The sequence below is a fragment of the Ruegeria sp. YTSA144 genome (assembly GCF_059610125.1).
The window spans coordinates 740,292-758,191 of sequence record NZ_JBXWNA010000001.1; the positions used below are offsets into that span (position 1 = coordinate 740,292).

Annotated in this window: 15 protein-coding genes; 14 read left to right on the forward strand and 1 reads right to left on the reverse strand. The window is 60.1% G+C overall.

The genetic code is table 11. The annotated features are described in order from the left end of the window. The first annotated feature begins 60 nt into the window (after positions 1-60). The 7 genes from pepN to AC2FF8_RS03825 all read left to right on the forward strand — a co-directional run bounded on the left by pepN (position 61) and on the right by AC2FF8_RS03825 (position 9,197). Positions 61-2,613 (forward strand): aminopeptidase N, encoded by a 2,553-nt coding sequence (gene pepN / locus AC2FF8_RS03795; protein ID WP_496878952.1) that lies wholly within the window; start codon positions 61-63, stop codon positions 2,611-2,613. Beyond that, on the forward strand, positions 2,610-3,038 hold the full coding sequence (locus AC2FF8_RS03800) for a hypothetical protein (RefSeq protein WP_425078590.1): 429 nt from the start codon (positions 2,610-2,612) through the stop codon (positions 3,036-3,038). Before pepN ends, AC2FF8_RS03800 begins: the two co-directional genes overlap by 4 nt. Positions 3,039-3,167: 129 nt before the next feature. Continuing rightward, entirely contained in the window at positions 3,168-4,427 is a 1,260-nt protein-coding gene (locus tag AC2FF8_RS03805) for a hypothetical protein (RefSeq protein WP_496878953.1), read from the forward strand. 81 nt (positions 4,428-4,508) lie between these two features. Then, a complete protein-coding gene (gene gatB, locus AC2FF8_RS03810; RefSeq protein ID WP_496878954.1) occupies positions 4,509-6,020 on the forward strand; it encodes an Asp-tRNA(Asn)/Glu-tRNA(Gln) amidotransferase subunit GatB in 1,512 nt (503 codons plus the stop codon). Between the two features lie 147 nt (positions 6,021-6,167). Next, entirely contained in the window at positions 6,168-7,424 is a 1,257-nt protein-coding gene (pepT, locus tag AC2FF8_RS03815; protein ID WP_496878955.1) for a peptidase T, read from the forward strand. 80 nt (positions 7,425-7,504) lie between these two features. Next, on the forward strand, positions 7,505-7,924 hold the full coding sequence (locus AC2FF8_RS03820; RefSeq protein ID WP_170343736.1) for a DUF4177 domain-containing protein: 420 nt from the start codon (positions 7,505-7,507) through the stop codon (positions 7,922-7,924). 196 nt (positions 7,925-8,120) lie between these two features. Then, complete coding sequence (locus AC2FF8_RS03825; protein WP_496878956.1) at positions 8,121-9,197, forward strand: PLP-dependent cysteine synthase family protein; 1,077 nt, start codon at positions 8,121-8,123, stop codon at positions 9,195-9,197. A 13-nt stretch (positions 9,198-9,210) separates the two neighbouring features. Here AC2FF8_RS03825 and AC2FF8_RS03830 read toward each other — a convergent pair whose 3' ends face one another. Next, positions 9,211-9,465, reverse strand: coding sequence for a BolA family protein (locus AC2FF8_RS03830; RefSeq protein WP_171167246.1), 255 nt, complete (start codon positions 9,463-9,465; stop codon positions 9,211-9,213). A 107-nt stretch (positions 9,466-9,572) separates the two neighbouring features. Between AC2FF8_RS03830 and AC2FF8_RS03835 the strand changes: the two genes are divergently transcribed. From AC2FF8_RS03835 to AC2FF8_RS03865, 7 genes are all read left to right on the forward strand, one after another. Next, the gene (locus tag AC2FF8_RS03835) at positions 9,573-10,196 is read left to right on the forward strand and encodes a J domain-containing protein (RefSeq protein ID WP_170343733.1); all 624 of its coding nucleotides are present in this window, start codon (positions 9,573-9,575) and stop codon (positions 10,194-10,196) included. Positions 10,197-10,364: 168 nt separating this feature from the next. Further along, positions 10,365-10,919: an NYN domain-containing protein gene (locus AC2FF8_RS03840; protein WP_496878957.1), complete on the forward strand. Its 555-nt coding sequence runs from the start codon at positions 10,365-10,367 to the stop codon at positions 10,917-10,919. A gap of 190 nt (positions 10,920-11,109) precedes the next feature. Then, positions 11,110-12,096: a cobaltochelatase subunit CobS gene (gene cobS, locus AC2FF8_RS03845; protein WP_209832541.1), complete on the forward strand. Its 987-nt coding sequence runs from the start codon at positions 11,110-11,112 to the stop codon at positions 12,094-12,096. A gap of 121 nt (positions 12,097-12,217) precedes the next feature. After that, on the forward strand, positions 12,218-14,095 hold the full coding sequence (cobT, locus tag AC2FF8_RS03850) for a cobaltochelatase subunit CobT (RefSeq protein ID WP_170343730.1): 1,878 nt from the start codon (positions 12,218-12,220) through the stop codon (positions 14,093-14,095). Positions 14,096-14,245: 150 nt separating this feature from the next. Next, entirely contained in the window at positions 14,246-16,036 is a 1,791-nt protein-coding gene (locus AC2FF8_RS03855) for an aminopeptidase P family protein (RefSeq protein ID WP_496878958.1), read from the forward strand. Between the two features lie 63 nt (positions 16,037-16,099). Beyond that, the gene (locus AC2FF8_RS03860; protein ID WP_257599073.1) at positions 16,100-16,441 is read left to right on the forward strand and encodes a DUF427 domain-containing protein; all 342 of its coding nucleotides are present in this window, start codon (positions 16,100-16,102) and stop codon (positions 16,439-16,441) included. A gap of 91 nt (positions 16,442-16,532) precedes the next feature. Continuing rightward, positions 16,533-17,900 (forward strand): DUF3179 domain-containing protein, encoded by a 1,368-nt coding sequence (locus tag AC2FF8_RS03865; protein WP_496878959.1) that lies wholly within the window; start codon positions 16,533-16,535, stop codon positions 17,898-17,900.

The window sequence follows — 17,900 nt, forward strand, 5'->3', positions numbered from 1 at the left end:
TGCAGCGCCCGAACGAAGCCCCTAACGTCGCGCCAGTCCCGAACAGATACGAGGCCCAAGATGCACGACGCTGCTCCCACCACGATCTACCTGAAAGACTACACACCGTTTGGCTATCTGGTGGACAGCGTGCACCTGACCTTTGATCTGGCCGCGCACGCCACGCGCGTCACCTCGCGCATTGCGTTCCGGCCCAATCCTGACGCCACTGACCGCACATTCTTTCTGCACGGGGAAGAACTGAAATTGATCCGCGCCGCCATTGACGGGGCCGAGATCACGCCAGACGTGACCGACAAGGGGCTAACCGCGGATGTCCCCGACGCGCCGTTCCTGTGGGAAGCCGAGGTTGAAATCGACCCCGGCAACAACACAGCGCTGGAAGGTCTGTACATGTCGAACGGCATGTACTGCACCCAGTGCGAGGCTGAGGGGTTCCGCAAGATCACCTTCTATCCCGACCGGCCGGACGTGATGTCCACCTTTACCGTGCGCATCAATGGCGACTTGCCGGTTCTGCTGTCGAACGGCAACCCGTCCGGCAAGGGTGAAGGATGGGCGGAATGGGTCGATCCATGGCCCAAACCCGCCTATCTGTTCGCCCTGGTCGCCGGAGACCTGATCGCACATCCCGGTCAGTTCACCACCAAGTCAGGTCGCAACGTCGATCTGAACCTCTGGGTCCGTCCCGGAGACGAGGGGAAATGCGCTTTCGGAATGGAGGCGTTGAAGAAGTCGATGAAGTGGGACGAGGACGTCTATGGCCGTGAATACGATCTGGATGTCTTCAACATCGTGGCCGTCGATGACTTCAACATGGGCGCGATGGAGAACAAGGGGCTGAACATCTTCAACTCGTCCGCCGTTCTGGCCAGCCCGGAAACTTCGACCGACGCCAATTTCGAACGGATCGAGGCGATCATCGCGCATGAGTATTTTCACAACTGGACCGGCAACCGCATCACCTGCCGAGACTGGTTTCAACTGTGCCTCAAGGAAGGTCTGACAGTATTCCGGGATGCGCAGTTTACCTCGGACATGCGCTCGGCCCCGGTGAAACGCATCCACGACGCGATAGACCTGCGTGCCCGGCAGTTCCCCGAGGACAACGGTCCGTTGTCGCATCCTGTGCGCCCCGAAAGCTTTCAGGAAATCAACAACTTCTACACCGCCACTGTCTATGAGAAGGGCGCCGAGGTCATCGGCATGCTGAAACGGTTGGTCGGGGATGCGGCCTATGCCAAGGCGCTTGATCTGTATTTTGAACGCCATGACGGTCAGGCCTGCACGATCGAGGACTGGCTGAAGGTTTTCGAAGACACCACTGGGCGCGATCTGACACAATTCAAACGTTGGTACAGCCAGTCGGGCACACCGCGCGTCAGGGTTAAGGAAGACTGGGCCGACGGCACCTATACCCTCACGCTGAAACAGCGAACCGACCCCACGCCGGGACAGGATCAGAAACTGCCGCAGGTCATCCCGGTTGCAGTTGGCCTGCTTGGGCCCAACGGCGATGAGGTTCGCGCGACCGAAGTTCTGGAACTGACACAGGCCGAACAGAGCTTTGAATTCACCGGCCTGGCGGCGAAACCCACGCCCTCGATCCTGCGCGATTTCTCGGCACCTGTTATTCTGGAGCATGACCAGTCGAACGCAGAACGTGCATTTCTTCTGGCGCATGACACGGACCCGTTCAACCGATGGCAGGCAGGACGGGATCTGGCGCAAGACACCCTGATGCGGATGATCCTTCAGGATGCGGCACCGGATACAGATTACCTTGACGGAGTGTTGGCCGTGCTGCGCAATGACGAACTGGACCCGGCCTATCGTGCGTTGATGCTGGGATTGCCTACACAGTCGGAATTGGCAGCGGCCCTGCATGACCGCGGTCACACGCCCGACCCCATGGCGATCTGGGCCGCGGTGGAAACGCTGCGGCAGGCAACGGCCCAGAACGTGCAGGATTTGCTGCCCCGCCTGCACAGTGAGGCCTTTGTGGACGGCCCCTACAGCCCGGACGCCGAGCAGTCCGGCAAACGGGCACTTGGCAGCGCTGCGCTGGCATTGACCTCTCGTCTGGATGGTGGGGCGATGGCGGCTGAGGTGTACGACACAGCCGACAACATGACATTTCAACTGACTGCGCTGTCTTGCCTTTTACGCGCCCGCAAGGGTGAGGCGCAGCTGGGCGCATTCTACGAACAGTGGCAGCATGACCGGCTGGTCATGGACAAATGGTTCGGCCTGCAAGTCGCGATGGCAGCACCCGAGGCGACACCCGCGATTGCCACGACCCTGACCGAGCATTCGGATTTCAACTGGAAAAACCCGAACAGGTTCCGCGCCGTCATGGGGGCCCTGGCGATGAACCACGCAGGATTCCACCAGCCGGATGGCGCCGGATACGCCCTGCTTGCAGACTGGCTGATCCGTCTGGACCCGGTGAACCCACAGACCACTGCGCGTATGTGCTCGGCGTTTCAGACCTGGAAACGGTATGATCCGGATCGTCAGGCCCTGATGCGTGCGCAGCTTTCCCGCATCGCGGAAACACCGAACCTGTCGCGGGACACGACCGAAATGGTGTCCCGCATCCTCGGCGCATGACGCCTTACAGCTTTGCCCGCAGCAACCGGAGTTTGCGAACGCTGGCCATCCTGGCCGGTGTTTATGCGGCGTTGCTGGCGCTGGTTGTCCTGTTTGACGCGGCCTGGTGGATCGCTGGGCTGCTGTCCCTGGCCACCCTGCCCGCACTTTGGGACGTGGTTCAGAACACCCGCGCGGGCATGCAATTGGATCAGGATGCACTGAGCTGGTTCACGGGGAACCGGCAGGCAGAGGTCGCGCTGCGCGACATCGACCATTTCCGCTTTGACACCCGTTGGGATTTCTCGGTTCGAGTGTCGATCGTTCTGCATTCCGGCAAACGAATCCGTCTGCCGGATGAGTCGCTTCCGCTGCATCGGGATTTGGAAACCCTTCTAAACCAAGCCGGAATTCGCGTGGAACGGCATCATTTCACCGTTTTCTGAAACACTGGACCATTGAAGGGTGAATTGGACACTAAAAAGGAAAATTATTCGGCAATTTACTTGATTTGAACCCGATATCCCGCCAGACTTCGGTGTCAGTTATCAGTTTTTTCAGTTTTGAGTTTCGCCATGTTTCGGTCGCTAAGGGCACTGTTCGCCCCATCCACAGCCAGTCCTACAAATGCTTCAGCAGACCTGTGCGCGACAAAATCCGCGCTTGCGGCAGCCTTGCCCGAGCAGGGTCAGCTCAATATTCCCGTTGCAAGATCCGACCGCGATGATCTGATCGGACATTCCACGATCGAACATGGCCGCTACCTCGCCCGGCAGGGCCGCTGGGCAGAGCTGTCGCAGGAAATGCGCGTGGCCGATCAGGGTCGCGCCGCTGTTTCAGATGGTATGCCGGTTGCCGATCTGTTGGCGTTCGGCGCCAGATCTGACGTGGTTCTGGCCGCTGAACATGCGCTTTCGGATGGCAAGGCCATCTCGGATTACGACTTGTTGGGGGGCATCTCGGAACTTGAAGGCGAGATGGCGGACAACCCCGATGATCCAATGATCGCCACCGTCGTATCCCTTGCCCATATCGATCTGGCATGGGCTTGGCGCGGCACGGCCTCGGACGCGACGCTGCCACCCTTGCACCGGTCACGCTGCGCCGCTCATTTCGACCGTGCCGCAGCGATCCTGCCCAAGTGCAGGAAAAACGCCCCCGACAGCCCCCTGATTGCTGCGGCCGGATGTGCGCTACTGGCTGGTCAACGCAAATCCAACGCGCGGGTGTCTGACGAATATGAACGCCTGATCACGCTGGATCCACGCAACCAGCGCCACATGCGCGCGATGGGCAGCCACCTTCTGCCCCGCTGGTTCGGCAGCTACGAAGAGCTGGAGCTGCAAGCCTTGCGCACGGCCGCCAGGACACAGGATATCTGGGGCGCGGGCGGATACACATGGGTTCAGTTCGACGCCATCGCATTGGACGAAGAGGCCTGTGCCCGCGTCGATATCGAGTATTTCCTTGAAGGTCTGCGTGATATCGTGCGCCTGCGGCCCGATCAGCAGATGATCAACATGCTGTCATCCTACTGCGCGATCACCGTCCAGAACGGATTTGGCCTGAACGATCAGGCCGACCTTGTCCGGTCTCAGATGCGCGACACGGCAAACTGGCTTATCCGCGATCATCTGACGGAATTGCACCCCTTGATCTGGGCGCATGCGGCCAACGGCTTCAACAATTCTGTCCGCATAAACTCGCCCGAGCGATTTGCTGCGCGCGGTCAGCGCGATGCCTTGCGCGCCATCTCGGATCTGTTCCGGGAAGAATTGCGCAGCGGTATGGATGTGACGTTCACACCTTCGGGCCTGCGGTTTTCCCAGAACTGAACACGACAGGATTCCCCCTTGCCCCTAGGCCCTGCCGGGCCTAATACGCAGGCTTAGACTTCTGCGGAAATGAGGCGCGCCATGCTCGATCTGACATACGAAATGCCCAAACCCAAAACCATTGCCGGGGCCAAGCACGATTGGGAACTGGTCATCGGGATGGAGGTGCATGCTCAGGTCTCATCCAATGCCAAGCTGTTTTCGGGTGCATCCACCCAATTCGGGGCCGAACCGAATTCGAACGTGGCCTTCGTGGACGCGGCCATGCCGGGCATGCTGCCGGTGATCAACGAATACTGCGTTGAACAGGCGGTGCGCACCGGGCTGGGCCTGAAGGCGGATATCAATCTGAAATCGGCCTTTGACCGCAAGAATTACTTCTACCCCGACCTTCCGCAAGGGTATCAGATCTCCCAGCTGTATCACCCGATCGTGGGTGAAGGCGAAGTACTGGTCGAGATGGGTGACGGCACCGCACGCAAGGTGCGGATCGAGCGTATCCACATGGAACAGGACGCGGGCAAATCGATCCACGACATGGACCCGCATATGTCCTTCGTCGACCTGAACCGCACCGGCGTCTGCCTGATGGAGATCGTCAGCCGCCCTGACATCCGCGGGCCGGAAGAGGCCGCGGCCTATATCGCCAAGCTGCGCCAGATCATGCGTTACCTGGGCACCTGCGACGGTAACATGCAAAACGGCAACCTGCGCGCGGACGTGAACGTCTCGATCTGTTTGCCCGGCGCCTATGAGAAGTATCAGGAAACACAGGATTTTTCGCATCTCGGCACGCGCTGCGAGATCAAGAACATGAACTCGATGCGCTTTATCCAGCAGGCGATCGAGGTCGAAGCCCGCCGTCAGATCGCCATCGTCGAAGCCGGCGGCGAGGTCGAGCAGGAAACGCGCCTGTACGACCCGGACAAGGGCGAAACCCGTTCCATGCGGTCCAAGGAAGAAGCGCATGATTATCGCTATTTCCCCGACCCTGACCTGCTGCCGCTCGAGATCGAGCAGGCCTGGGTCGATGACATTGCCGCCAGGCTGCCGGAACTTCCCGACGACAAAAAGGCGCGTTTCATCAAAGACTTCGGCCTGACCGATTACGATGCTTCGGTGCTGACCGCCGAGGTTGAATCCGCCGCCTATTTCGAGGAAGTGGCCAAGGGCCGCAACGGAAAACTGGCCGCGAACTGGGTCATCAACGAACTGTTCGGTCGGCTGAAGAAAGAAGACCACGACATCACCGATTCACCCGTGTCACCGGCACAATTGGGCGGGATCATCGACCTGATCTCGTCGGATGCGATCTCGGGCAAGATTGCCAAGGATCTGTTCGAAATCGTTTACACAGAAGGCGGTGATCCGGCGCAGATCGTTGAAGATCGTAGCATGAAACAGGTGACCGACACCGGCGCGATCGAGGCCGCTTTGGACGAAATCATCGCAGCCAACCCGGCACAGGTCGAGAAGGCCAAAGTGAACCCGAAGCTTGCGGGCTGGTTCGTTGGTCAGGTCATGAAAGCCACCGGCGGCAAGGCCAACCCGAAAGCCGTCAACGAACTGGTCAGCAAGAAGCTGGGGTCGTAAACCTTTCGTTTTGTACAAGCCTGCCGGCCGTCTTTGGCGGGTTTGTACAATCCGGTTTCTCACGAAATCTTAAGACTTGGGGTCAAGCCATCGGCTTGACTTCCCGCTGTTCGCGCCCTTTCCTCCGTCACCGAGAGGTGAGGTATTATGCAAAGCAGATTTGATCAGGAACTCGAAGACCGGCTGGTGCGTTACGCCGCCATCGACAGTCAAAGTGACGAGACATCCCCATCGACCCCGAGCACTCAGATCCAGTTCAACATGTTGAACCTGTTGCGCGATGAACTGAACCAGATTGGCGCTCAGGATGTCGAGATGACGGGCGACAGTGTTGTCGTCGCCACCATTCCCGGAACGGCGCCGGGACCGACCGTGGGCTTTCTGGCCCATGTCGATACGGCCCCTCAGTTCAACGCAACCGGCGTCAAGCCGCGGGTGATCAAGGGGTATAACGGTGGCGACATCACCTTTCCCGACAACCCGGATCTGGTTCTTTCCCCGGAAGACCACCCCTATCTGGCCGAAAAGATCGGCCATGACCTGATCACCGCATCGGGCACAACCCTGCTGGGCGCGGATGACAAGGCCGGTGTGTCGATTCTGATGACGATGGCGCGGCACCTGATCGAAAATCAGGACATTCCACATGGCCCGATCCGTATCGCGTTCACACCGGATGAAGAGATCGGCCGGGGCGTCACGGAACAGCTGCCCAAGGATCTGGGCGTGGATTTTGCCTATACGCTGGACGGGCAGCAAGTGGGTGAGATCGAGTATGAAAGCTTCTCGGCCGACCGCGCCGTGATCCGGATCGAGGGTGTTTCGATCCATCCCGGCCTGGCCAAGGAAAAGATGGTGAATGCCACGCATCTGGCGGCGAAGATCGTGCAGACGTTGCCTCAGGCCACCATGACGCCCGAAACCACGGACGGGCGCGAAGGCTTCATCCATGTCACGGACATGAACGGCGGATCATCCGAGATGGAGATCAAGCTGATCCTGCGTGATTTCGAGATGGACGGGCTGGAAGCGCAACGAAACATCGTGCGGCAGGTCTGCGCCGCCGTGCAGGCCACCGAACCGCGCGCGACCATCAGCTGCGACATCAGCCACCAGTACCGCAACATGCGGTATTGGCTGGAAAACGACATGACTCCGGTCGAGCTGGCGCGGGATGCGTGTCGCGAGTTGGGGATTGAACCGCTGTCGGTACCGATCAGGGGCGGCACGGACGGATCGCGCCTGACCGAATTCGGCACCCCCTGCCCCAACATCTTCACCGGGATGCAATGCGTCCACGGCCCGTTGGAATGGATTTCAGTGCAGGACATGGCGCTGGCGACGGAACTGTGCCTGTCGGTTGTGGCCAAGGCGGCACAGACCGAAACGAATGGTCAGGGCTGAAATCCGCCGGATGGGCAAGGGCCCTTTCACCCGGGGGGCAGCGTGTTAAGTTGGCGCGGAAACGCATTTAGGAACAGTAGATGAAGCGCTACGAATACAAGGTCATCCCCGCCCCGCAAAAAGGTGTCAAAGCCAAAGGCGTGAAAACGGCCGAGGGCCGCTTTGCCGTCTCGGTCGAGCAACTGCTGAATCAGATGGGTCAGGATGGCTGGGAATACCAGCGGGCCGAATTGCTGCCCAGCGAGGAACGCACGGGCCTGACCGGATCGACCACGAACTGGCGCAATGTGCTGGTGTTCCGCCGCGTGGTGGAAGAAGAAGTCGATGCCTCGTGGGTCGGCGCAGTACCTGAGATGGATGACACCCCGCTGGCCCAGCCGGTTCCAGGCCCCGACGAGGTGCAGGCGCCGAAACCAATTGCCGCAGAGCCGGACGAGCCACCTTTGTCGCTGAAGCGGTCTGATGACGCCGCTGATGAAAGTGGCCCTTCAAAAACATAGGCTTGGGGACTGGTACGAACGACGGACCGAATGCAATCGACCTGTGGTCTTGTGCAGAACGTCCGTTTTCTCTCTGACGTATCGCAAGTCAATCCGGGTACGGCCCGTGTCTTCATAACGGTATTGGCAGGCAATAAGGGCTACACCCTCGGGAAATCTGTGGCATGTTAGCCAGATATTCTGGAGGGACATCGAAATGGCTATTCGACAGACACAAGGGCGGACACGCCTGTATGACAGCATTCTCGACACGGTCGGTGACACGCCCTGCATTCGGGTCAATCGGATCGCGCCAGAGCATGTGACCGTCTATGTGAAATTCGAGGCCTTCAACCCGGCAGGCTCGGTCAAAGACAGGTTGGCGCTGAACATCATCGAGGCCGCGGAACGTGACGGACGGCTGAAACCCGGACAAACCGTTGTCGAAGCGACATCCGGCAACACCGGGATCGGGCTGGCCATGGTGTGCGCGGCCAAGGGATATCCACTGGTCGTGACGATGGCCGAGAGCTTCTCGGTCGAGCGGCGAAAGCTGATGCGGTTTCTGGGCGCAAAGGTTGTTCTGACCCCGAAGGCGAAAAAAGGGTTCGGCATGTATACCAAAGCCAAGGAACTGGCCGAGGAAAACGGATGGTTCCTTGCCAGCCAGTTTGAGACCTCTGCCAATGCCGATATTCACGAGAACACGACGGCGCGGGAAATACTTGCCGATTTCGAAGGCGAACGGCTGGATTATTGGGTGACGGGCTACGGGACCGGCGGCACCGTTTCGGGTGTTTCGCGGGTATTGCGGAAAGAGCGGCCCGACACCAGGATCATCCTGACCGAACCGGCCAATGCAGCCATCGTGTCATCGGGTTACGTCAACACCCGAAACGATGATCACCAGCCGACCGAAAGCCACCCCAGTTTCGAACCTCATCCGATTCAAGGCTGGACACCGGATTTCATCCCGTGGGTCCTTCAGGAAGCCATCGACAATTCCTATTATGATGAGCTGATCCCCATTTCAGGACCCGAAGGGATAGAATGGTCGCGCAGGCTTGCCTCGGAGGAAGGTGTTTTCACTGGGATTTCAGGAGGATCGACCTTTGCGGTGGCCATGAAGTTGGCGGAATCCGCACCGGCAGGCTCTGTCATGCTGGTCATGTTGCCGGACACGGGCGAGCGATACCTGTCGACCCCCCTGTTCGAGGGAATCGAAGAGGGCATGACGGAGGAAGAATATTCCATCTCGGCATCGACGCCGTCCGCACAGATGAAGGCGGACTGACACGCAAAGGTCTTCAAACGCCGATATCCAGGGCCAGCGCATGGATGCGCGGCACGATGTCGCCCAGCGCCTTGTGCACGGCGCGGTGGCGGGCGACGCGGGATTTGCCTTCGAATGCGCTGGCGCGGATGCGGACGTTGAAGTGACTTTCACCGCCTTCCTGATAGCCCGCATGGCCCCGGTGGCTTTCGCTGTCGTCGATCACTTCCAGCTCGCGCGGATCAAAGGCGGCTTGCAGGCGGGTTCGGATTTCGTCGGTCACGCTCATTTTTTCGCTCAGCGGCAAAAATATTGCCGCACCCCTCTTCTACTTTCGGCTGCTTAGATTAAACTGCTGCCTCCGAGTCGAAAAGACGCGTTCTTGAGGATTAGAGCATGGCGAAATCAGACCCCTTCGGATTCGATATGTCCGTTTCCAGCGCCAAGAAGAAGAATCCGCGGGGTCGTCGAGGCATGTCAGGTGCGTCCGAAACCTCTGTCAGGGTGTGTGATCACGAGGGATGTGACGAGCCGGGCAAGTTCCGCGCGCCGAAGGCACCGGATGTCCTGGATGATTATTTCTGGTTCTGCCAGCAACACGTGCGGGAATATAACCAGAAGTGGAACTTCTTTGACGGCACCACCGAGGCCGAGTTGAACGCGCAGCGATCGAAAGACAAGGTTTGGGAGCGCGAGACCAAGCCGATGGGCGACCCCGAAGCGCGCGCCTGGGCCCGTTTGGGGATCGAGGATCCGCATCAGGTGCTCGGCGCCAACAGCACGCAGAACAAGGGCCGCAACACGGGCAGCGGACGCCGCCTGCCGCCGACCGAACGCCGTGCGATCGAGATTCTCGAGGCCAAGGACAGCTGGACCAAGGCCGAGGTTCGCAAAGCGTACAAGAAGCTGATCAAAGTGCTGCATCCGGACATGAACGGCGGCGACCGCTCGCAGGAAGAGCAGTTGCAGGAAGTTGTCTGGGCCTGGGATCAGATCAAGGACAGCCGGAACTTCAAGTAAGGGTCACGGCTTTGCCTGCTTTACCTTCGCGGTGCGCCCTGCCTGAATGGTTGGGTGCCGCGGATGACACAACCTGAAACAACTGCGCGATTTCCGTATGGAAACCTGTTTCAATCCCCGCGAAAGTGGTGGAAGATTTGGGACAGGAATTTCCAGGGATCAGTTTCGTTGCGCACATCCATTTGCCTGTTGCTCGTCTCGGTAAGCGGACTCATCGTCGCCAGTTTCATTCCGACCGATGCCGATTGGCTGTTCCTACTGGCGCTGAATTGCGTGATGGCCAGCGCCATCCTGTTCATACGGGCCTGGTTCAGCTGGCGCAGAGCCAACACATGGATCATCGTGGACGGCTCGAACGTCATGCACTGGAAAGACGGCACCCCGGATCTGGACACGTTGAAGAAGGTCCTTGAGACTTTGAAGCAGGCCGGATTCAAACCGGGCGTCATGTTCGATGCGAATGTCGGGTACAAGGTCGAAGGTGATTATATGGACGACCGGATGCTGAGCCGCGCCCTGGGCCTACGATCCAGGCAGGTCATGGTGGCCCCCAAAGGAACACCCGCCGACCCGCTGATCTTGCAGGCGGCGCGGGACAGCCAGGCGCGCATCGTTACAAATGACCGGTTTCGGGATTGGGCGGACGAGTATCCGGATGTGTTGAACGCGGATCGCCTCGTGAAAGGCGGCTTTCAAAAGGGTGAACTTTGGTTCTCACTCTGAGGCGGGATCGGTCCACCTGTCCGGAAAACACTGCTTGATACGCCTGTCCGGTGTACAGATAGGGCCAGTTTGCAAGAAAAACATGCGCACCTTTGGACGTGTTCCTCTTTCCCTTGCCCTTGCCTGCAATATGTTGCACCACACACGGGTTCATACCCGGTGAACGGGCCAAAGGATAAGGACTAGGCGCATGGCTGACGGATCGATCGATATCAACGCAAAACCTACCGAGGATATCTCGGTCCGTGACGTGTTCGGCATTGACAGCGACATGGCGGTGAAGGGTTTTGCCGAAGCGACAGACCGTGTGCCCGCCATCGACCCGACCTACAAGTTCGATCCGGAAACCACGCTGGCGATTCTGGCGGGCTTTTCCCATAACCGCCGCGTCATGATCCAAGGCTATCACGGCACCGGCAAATCGACCCATATCGAACAGGTCGCCGCCCGTCTGAACTGGCCCGCCGTTCGTGTGAACCTGGACAGCCATATCAGCCGGATCGACCTGATCGGCAAGGATGCGATCAAGCTGCGCGACGGCAAGCAGGTGACCGAGTTCCACGAAGGCATCCTGCCCTGGGCGCTGCGCAACCCCGTGGCCATCGTGTTCGACGAATATGATGCGGGCCGCGCCGACGTGATGTTCGTCATCCAGCGTGTGCTGGAGCATGACGGCAAGCTGACCCTGCTGGACCAGAACGAGATCATCACCCCGAACCCGAATTTCCGCCTGTTTGCCACCGCCAACACGGTCGGTCTGGGCGACACCACGGGCCTGTATCACGGCACGCAGCAGATCAACCAGGCGCAGATGGACCGCTGGTCGCTGGTCTCGACGCTGAACTACCTGAGCCACGACGCCGAGACGATGATCGTTCTGTCGAAGGCGCCGCATTACAACACCGCCGAGGGCCGCAAGACCGTCAGCCAGATGGTCACGGTCGCCGACCTGACCCGAACCGCCTTCATGAATGGCGATCTGTCCACCGTCATGAGCCCGCGGACCGTGATCAACTGGGCCCAGAACGCCGAGATCTTCCGCAACGTGGGCTATGCGTTCCGCCTGTCCTTCCTCAACAAATGCGATGAGTTGGAGCGTCAGACCGTGGCCGAATTCTATCAGCGCTGCTTCGATGAGGAGTTGCCCGAGAGCGCCGCGAGCGCAAGCTTGGGGTAAGCACCCGAATTGCGCCCGTTCCGGGCGCAATGCCTCCGGCGGGGATATTTTTGGCCAGATGAAGTCGGATCCGTTACAGTTTTCAACGCCGGACAGGTCATTTTGATGAGGGCTTAAGGACATGGCACAGAAGAACGACAACCCTGCTGATCCGTTCAAGAAGGCCCTGGCCGAAGCAACCAAGGTCATGGCCGATGATCCCGAGCTGTCGGTGACTTATACGGTCGACCCTTCGGGCATGTCGGGCGAGTCGATGCGGCTGCCACAGGTCTCGCGCCGGATGACGCGCGAAGAAGTGCTGTTGGCGCGTGGCACGGCGGATGCCTTGGCGTTGCAGCGCAAGTATCATGACGACGCGACCCATGCGCGCTATGCGCCACCGGGTGATATGGCGCGGGATCTGTACGAAGCGATGGAGACCGCCCGCTGCGAAGCGATGGGCGCGCGGGACATGCCGGGCACCGCCAGCAATATTGACGTCAAGATCGGGCATGAAGCGATCCGGCGGGGCTATGATCAGTGCAAGCAACCCGCCGATGCCCCTCTGTCGATTGCAGCAGGGTACCTGATCCGACATCTGGCCACCGGGCGTGATCTGCCCTCTGCCGCTGATAATATCATGAACCTGTGGCGTGGGTTCATCGAAGAGCAAGCTGGCGGAACGCTGGAAAACCTGGACGAAATCCTCTCGGATCAGGCGGAGTTTGCCAAATTCGCCCGTCAGGTGATCAAGGATCTGGGATATGGCGACCAGCTTGGGGAAGACCCGGACGAGCTGGACGACGAACAGGAAGACCAGGCCGAGGAAGACGCGGAGGAACAGCCCGATCCCGACAGCACTGGTCAGGATGATCAGGACGAACAGGACGCGGACGCAACACCTGAGCAGACGCAGGAAGAGCAGCAGGATCAGTCTCAGGCCCAGGTCTCGATGGACGAAATGGCCGAAGACGAGATGGGCGACGAGGCTGAGATGCCGGATGGCGAGGCGCCGCTGGAGCCGCCTGCCCCGCCGCCCGCATCCGAAGCGGATCCGGATTACAAAGTCTATCTGGACACCCATGACGAAGAGATCGCCGCCGAGGATCTGGCGGAACCGGCCGAGCTGGAACGTCTGCGGGCCTATCTGGATCAGCAGCTGGAGCCCTTGAAAGGGGCGGTATCGCGTCTGGCCAACAAGCTGCAACGCCGCTTGCAGGCGCAGCAGAACCGCAGCTGGGAGTTCGACCGCGAGGAAGGCATTCTGGACGCGGGCCGATTGGCACGTGTGGTCGCGAACCCCACCACTCCGCTGAGTTTCAAGGTCGAAAAGGACACCGAGTTCCGCGACACGGTGGTGACGCTGCTGCTGGACAATTCGGGGTCGATGCGGGGTCGTCCGATTTCGATCGCGGCCATTTGCGCGGATGTTCTGGCGCGGACGCTGGAGCGGTGCAACGTAAAGGTCGAAATTCTGGGCTTTACCACACGGGCGTGGAAAGGCGGTCAGGCACGTGAGGCATGGCTGAACGATGGCCGCCCGCAGCAGCCGGGCCGTCTGAACGACCTGCGCCACATCATCTACAAGGGCGCGGACGCCCCTTGGCGTCGTGCGCGGCCCAATCTGGGGCTGATGATGAAAGAGGGCCTGCTGAAGGAAAACATCGATGGTGAAGCCCTGGAATGGGCACATCGCCGGATGCTGGCACGGCGCGAGCAACGCAAGATCCTGATGGTGATCTCGGACGGTGCGCCGGTCGATGATTCGACACTGAGCGTGAACCCGGCCAACTATCTGGAAAAACACCTGCGTGACGTGATCGCGATGGTCGAAAAGCGCAAGATGGTCGAACTCTTGGCCATCGGGATCGGCCATGACGTGACCCGGTATTACGACCGGGCGGTGACGATTACCGACGTAGAGCAACTGGCCGGCGCGATGACCGAACAACTGGCAGCTCTGTTTGACAGCGACCCGCGGGCGCGGGCGCGGGTCATGGGGATGAGAAAGGCCGGCTGAGGCTGATCTTCTGCCCAGCGGGCCAATTTCCCCGAGGGCGACGCGTTTTTCGTTGCTGATCATCGGCCTGTTCAGGCGGGGTGTTCCCGTCTGGACATTTTTTGAAATGCGCCTCAGGGTCACGCACGAATGCTGTGAATGAGGCCGCCCATGTTCCAATCCTTCAAAGTGACCGCCCGCCCGGAACAGGGGCCACCGCGGCTGGCCGCCTTGCGCGAACAGATGGTGCAAGAAGGGCTGGACGGGTTTCTGATCCCGCGGGCGGATGCGCATCAGGGAGAGTATGTCGCGGCGCGCGATGAACGTCTGGCCTGGCTGACCGGGTTCACGGGCTCGGCCGGGTTTTGCGCCGCCCTGCGCGACGTGGCCGGGGTTTTCATCGACGGGCGGTATCGCACCCAGGTCAAGGCACAGGTTGCCGAAGATTTCACCCCGGTCCCCTGGCCCGAGGTAAGCCTGAGCGCCTGGCTGAAACAGCAGTTGCCCAACGGCGGCAAGATCGGTTTTGATCCGTGGCTGCATGCGGCGGGGCAGATTTCCGGCACATTGAGTGATCTGGATGGATCGGGCATCGAACTGGTGAGATGCGAAAACCTTGTGGACCGGATCTGGCCAGATCAGCCGGCCCCACCGATGAACCCGGTCAAGGCGCATCCGATCGAGTTTGCCGGGGAAGGTGCAGACAGCAAGATCGCCCGTCTGGCCGAAGACCTTAGGCGGGACGGGCACACGGCAGCGGTGATCACCCTGCCGGATTCGATCATGTGGCTGTTGAATATCCGTGGGTCGGATATCGCCTATAATCCGGTGGCCCACGGCTTTGCCATTCTTCATGCAGGAGGTCAGGTCGATCTGTTCATGGCGGCAGAGAAACTGGCCGGGGTGCGGGATCATCTGGGTTCTCAGGTGACTTTGCGCGCTGTGGGCGATTTTCTGGATGCGGTTGCGGCTCTGGCCGGTCCGGTGCAGGTGGATGCCGCTTCGGTGCCTCAGATCGTGGCGGATGCGCTGGGGGATGCGATGACGGATGGCGGTGATCCCTGCGCCCTGCCCAAAGCCTGCAAGAATCCGGCTGAAATCGCGGGCAGCGCCGAGGCGCATTTGCGCGATGCGGTGGCGGTCACCGAGACGTTGTGCTGGCTGGACCAACAGGCCCCGGGCAGCGTGACCGAAACACAGGTTGTCACCCGGTTGGAGGAAAACCGGCGCAAGGACAATGCGCTTCAGGACATCTCGTTCGATACCATTGCAGGCACGGGTCCGAACGGCGCGATCATGCATTACCGCGTGACGGAAGAGACTGACAGCCGGTTGGAAAACGGACATATGCTGGTGCTGGACAGTGGCGGGCAGTATCTGGACGGCACCACCGACATCACGCGAACCATCGCCATCGGTGACGTCGGAGCCGAGGAAAAAACCTGCTTTACCCGGGTGCTGAAGGGCATGATTGCCATGTCGATGCTGCGCTGGCCTGCCGGCCTTGCCGGGCGGGATATCGAATGTGTGGCCCGCGTGCCGCTGTGGTCCGCGGGACAGGATTTCAACCATGGGGTCGGACATGGGGTCGGCGCCTATCTGAGCGTGCATGAAGGGCCGCAGCGGCTGTCGAAAGTCAGCCATGTACCGCTGCAACCCGGCATGATCCTGTCAAACGAACCCGGGTATTATCGGGAAGGCGCATTTGGCATCCGCATCGAGAACCTTGTGGTGGTCGAAGAGGCGCCCGCCCTGCCCTCTGGCGACGCCGAACGCGCAATGTTGAACTGGCGTACCCTGACCTTTGTGCCGATTGACCGCAGGCTGATCATGGTCGATATGTTGACGACCGACGAACGCGACTGGCTGAATGCCTATCACCGCGACGTTGCGGAAAAAATCCGCCCAAGGCTGGGACATGACGCGCAACTGTGGTTGGATGCCGCAACTGCTCCGGTCTGACACTGGTCTGTTACATAGAACAGGGAGAGGGGTGGCCCTGATACGACGACGGAAGGAAATGGAATGGCTGAGATCACGATCCGGAAAGCGCCGGGCAAATGGACTGTCCGCTCGGGCGGTGCGATCCTGGGCGAAACGAACAACGCGCTGGAACTGCTTGAAGGCGACAAGGATCCCGTGATCTATTTTCCGCGCAACGATATTGCGATGGCGTTTCTGGATCGGACCGACAAGGTGACCCACTGCCCCGGCAAGGGCGACGCGACGCATTTTTCCATCGTAAACAAGTCATCCGTGACCGCCAATGCGGTCTGGAGCTATGAGGATCCGATTCAGGCGGTGGCCGAGATCAGGGACCATCTGGCATTTTATCCGGTCGAGTCGGTAAAGGTGGAGCAGATTTAACGCCAGCCCCAGCGCCCACCTCACGCAGCTGTGGCATGCACGTGAGCGGTATTTGCGGCACACTTGCTCCGGGGTAACACCGGAGGCTTCCATGGCGATGTCACGTCGCGGTTTTGCTGGGATGATCGGGGCTGGTGCAATGGCACCCGACGCGCTTTGGGCGCAGCAGGATCCGGTTCTGGAGGCGTTGCGCAGCACGCTGAACGGGCGTCGGACCGCGTTTGAGGCGCAGATGGCGTATCTGAAGGACCGCGGCCAGCCGGATGTTGTGGCCGGGTTGCTGACCGCGATGCGCTATGCCGACAGGCGGCGGGATGAGATTGTCGAGGTGATGGAGGCCCTGACCGGGCAGCGTCATGGCAACGACTGGTTCGCGTGGATGCTGTGGCAGGAACGAAACCCGCAGATTGTCCCTCATCCTTCGCTGATCCCGTTCAAGCGCGAAGTTCTGTTGGGGATCGACCCGAATTTCGATCTGTTCCTGCGGTCTGAGTATCTGCAACGCGGCAGGATGAAGATCCGCCTGGAAGAGATCGCCTGGGGCGGTGTGTACAAGGATGGCATTCCGTCGCTGGACAACCCAACCCTGATCTCGGCTTCGAATGCGGGGTATCTGAAGGGCGATGATCTGGTGTTCGGCGTCGCCATCAACGGCGATGAGCGCGCCTATCCCCTTCGGATCATGGGATGGCACGAGATGTTCAACGAGGTGATCGGAGGCGTGCCCGTGGCGCTGGCCTATTGCACGCTTTGCGGGTCGGGCATCCTGTTCGAAACCCAGGTGGCGGGGCGGCGAAAGCCGTTCATTTTCGGGTCGTCAGGTTTCCTCTATCGCTCGAACAAGCTGATGTTTGACCGCGAAACGCATTCGCTGTGGAACCAGTATACCGGCAAGCCTGTGGTCGGGCCTTTGGCCAACAGCGGCATCACGTTGAAACAGCGCCCGGTGGTGATCACGACATGGGACAGCTGGAGGACCTCGCATCCCAAAACCCGTGTTCTGTCGCTGAACACCGGGCATCGGCGCAATTACGGATCAGGGGTGGTTTATCGCGACTATTTCGCCTCGAGCGAGCTGATGTTCCCGGCCACTGTGGATCAGTCCCGGCATCGGCAGAAGGATTACATCTTTGCCGTGCGCCAGTTTGGTGCCGCCCGCGCCTGGCCTCTGGATGTGTTCAAGGGCAAACCGGTGATCAACGATGCAATCGGCCAGACACCTCTGGTTCTGATTGGCGATCCCAAAGAGCGCAGCGTGCGGGCCTATGAACGAAAATCTCATGTGTTCCGGGCGACGCAAGACGGATTGCAGGATAGCGCGGGGAATGGTTGGACCGTCACGGAAGAGGCTTTGATCGGGCCGGATGGCACGCGTTTGCCTCGGGTCGCCGGGCATATATCGTACTGGTTTGCGTGGGACAATTATCTGGGCGACGCAGCCAGCGTGTATGGTGAGTGA

Bases quoted from the DNA above. Each gene is read 5' to 3' on its own strand.
- pepN (WP_496878952.1), top strand. From the start codon at position 61: ATGCACGACGCTGCTCCCACCACGATCTACCTGAAAGACTACACACCG.
- AC2FF8_RS03800 (WP_425078590.1), top strand. From the start codon at position 2,610: ATGACGCCTTACAGCTTTGCCCGCAGCAACCGGAGTTTGCGAACGCTG.
- AC2FF8_RS03805 (WP_496878953.1), top strand. From the start codon at position 3,168: ATGTTTCGGTCGCTAAGGGCACTGTTCGCCCCATCCACAGCCAGTCCT.
- gatB (WP_496878954.1), top strand. From the start codon at position 4,509: ATGCTCGATCTGACATACGAAATGCCCAAACCCAAAACCATTGCCGGG.
- pepT (WP_496878955.1), top strand. From the start codon at position 6,168: ATGCAAAGCAGATTTGATCAGGAACTCGAAGACCGGCTGGTGCGTTAC.
- AC2FF8_RS03820 (WP_170343736.1), top strand. From the start codon at position 7,505: ATGAAGCGCTACGAATACAAGGTCATCCCCGCCCCGCAAAAAGGTGTC.
- AC2FF8_RS03825 (WP_496878956.1), top strand. From the start codon at position 8,121: ATGGCTATTCGACAGACACAAGGGCGGACACGCCTGTATGACAGCATT.
- AC2FF8_RS03830 (WP_171167246.1), bottom strand. From the start codon at position 9,465: ATGAGCGTGACCGACGAAATCCGAACCCGCCTGCAAGCCGCCTTTGAT.
- AC2FF8_RS03835 (WP_170343733.1), top strand. From the start codon at position 9,573: ATGGCGAAATCAGACCCCTTCGGATTCGATATGTCCGTTTCCAGCGCC.
- cobS (WP_209832541.1), top strand. From the start codon at position 11,110: ATGGCTGACGGATCGATCGATATCAACGCAAAACCTACCGAGGATATC.
- cobT (WP_170343730.1), top strand. From the start codon at position 12,218: ATGGCACAGAAGAACGACAACCCTGCTGATCCGTTCAAGAAGGCCCTG.
- AC2FF8_RS03855 (WP_496878958.1), top strand. From the start codon at position 14,246: ATGTTCCAATCCTTCAAAGTGACCGCCCGCCCGGAACAGGGGCCACCG.
- AC2FF8_RS03860 (WP_257599073.1), top strand. From the start codon at position 16,100: ATGGCTGAGATCACGATCCGGAAAGCGCCGGGCAAATGGACTGTCCGC.
- AC2FF8_RS03865 (WP_496878959.1), top strand. From the start codon at position 16,533: ATGGCGATGTCACGTCGCGGTTTTGCTGGGATGATCGGGGCTGGTGCA.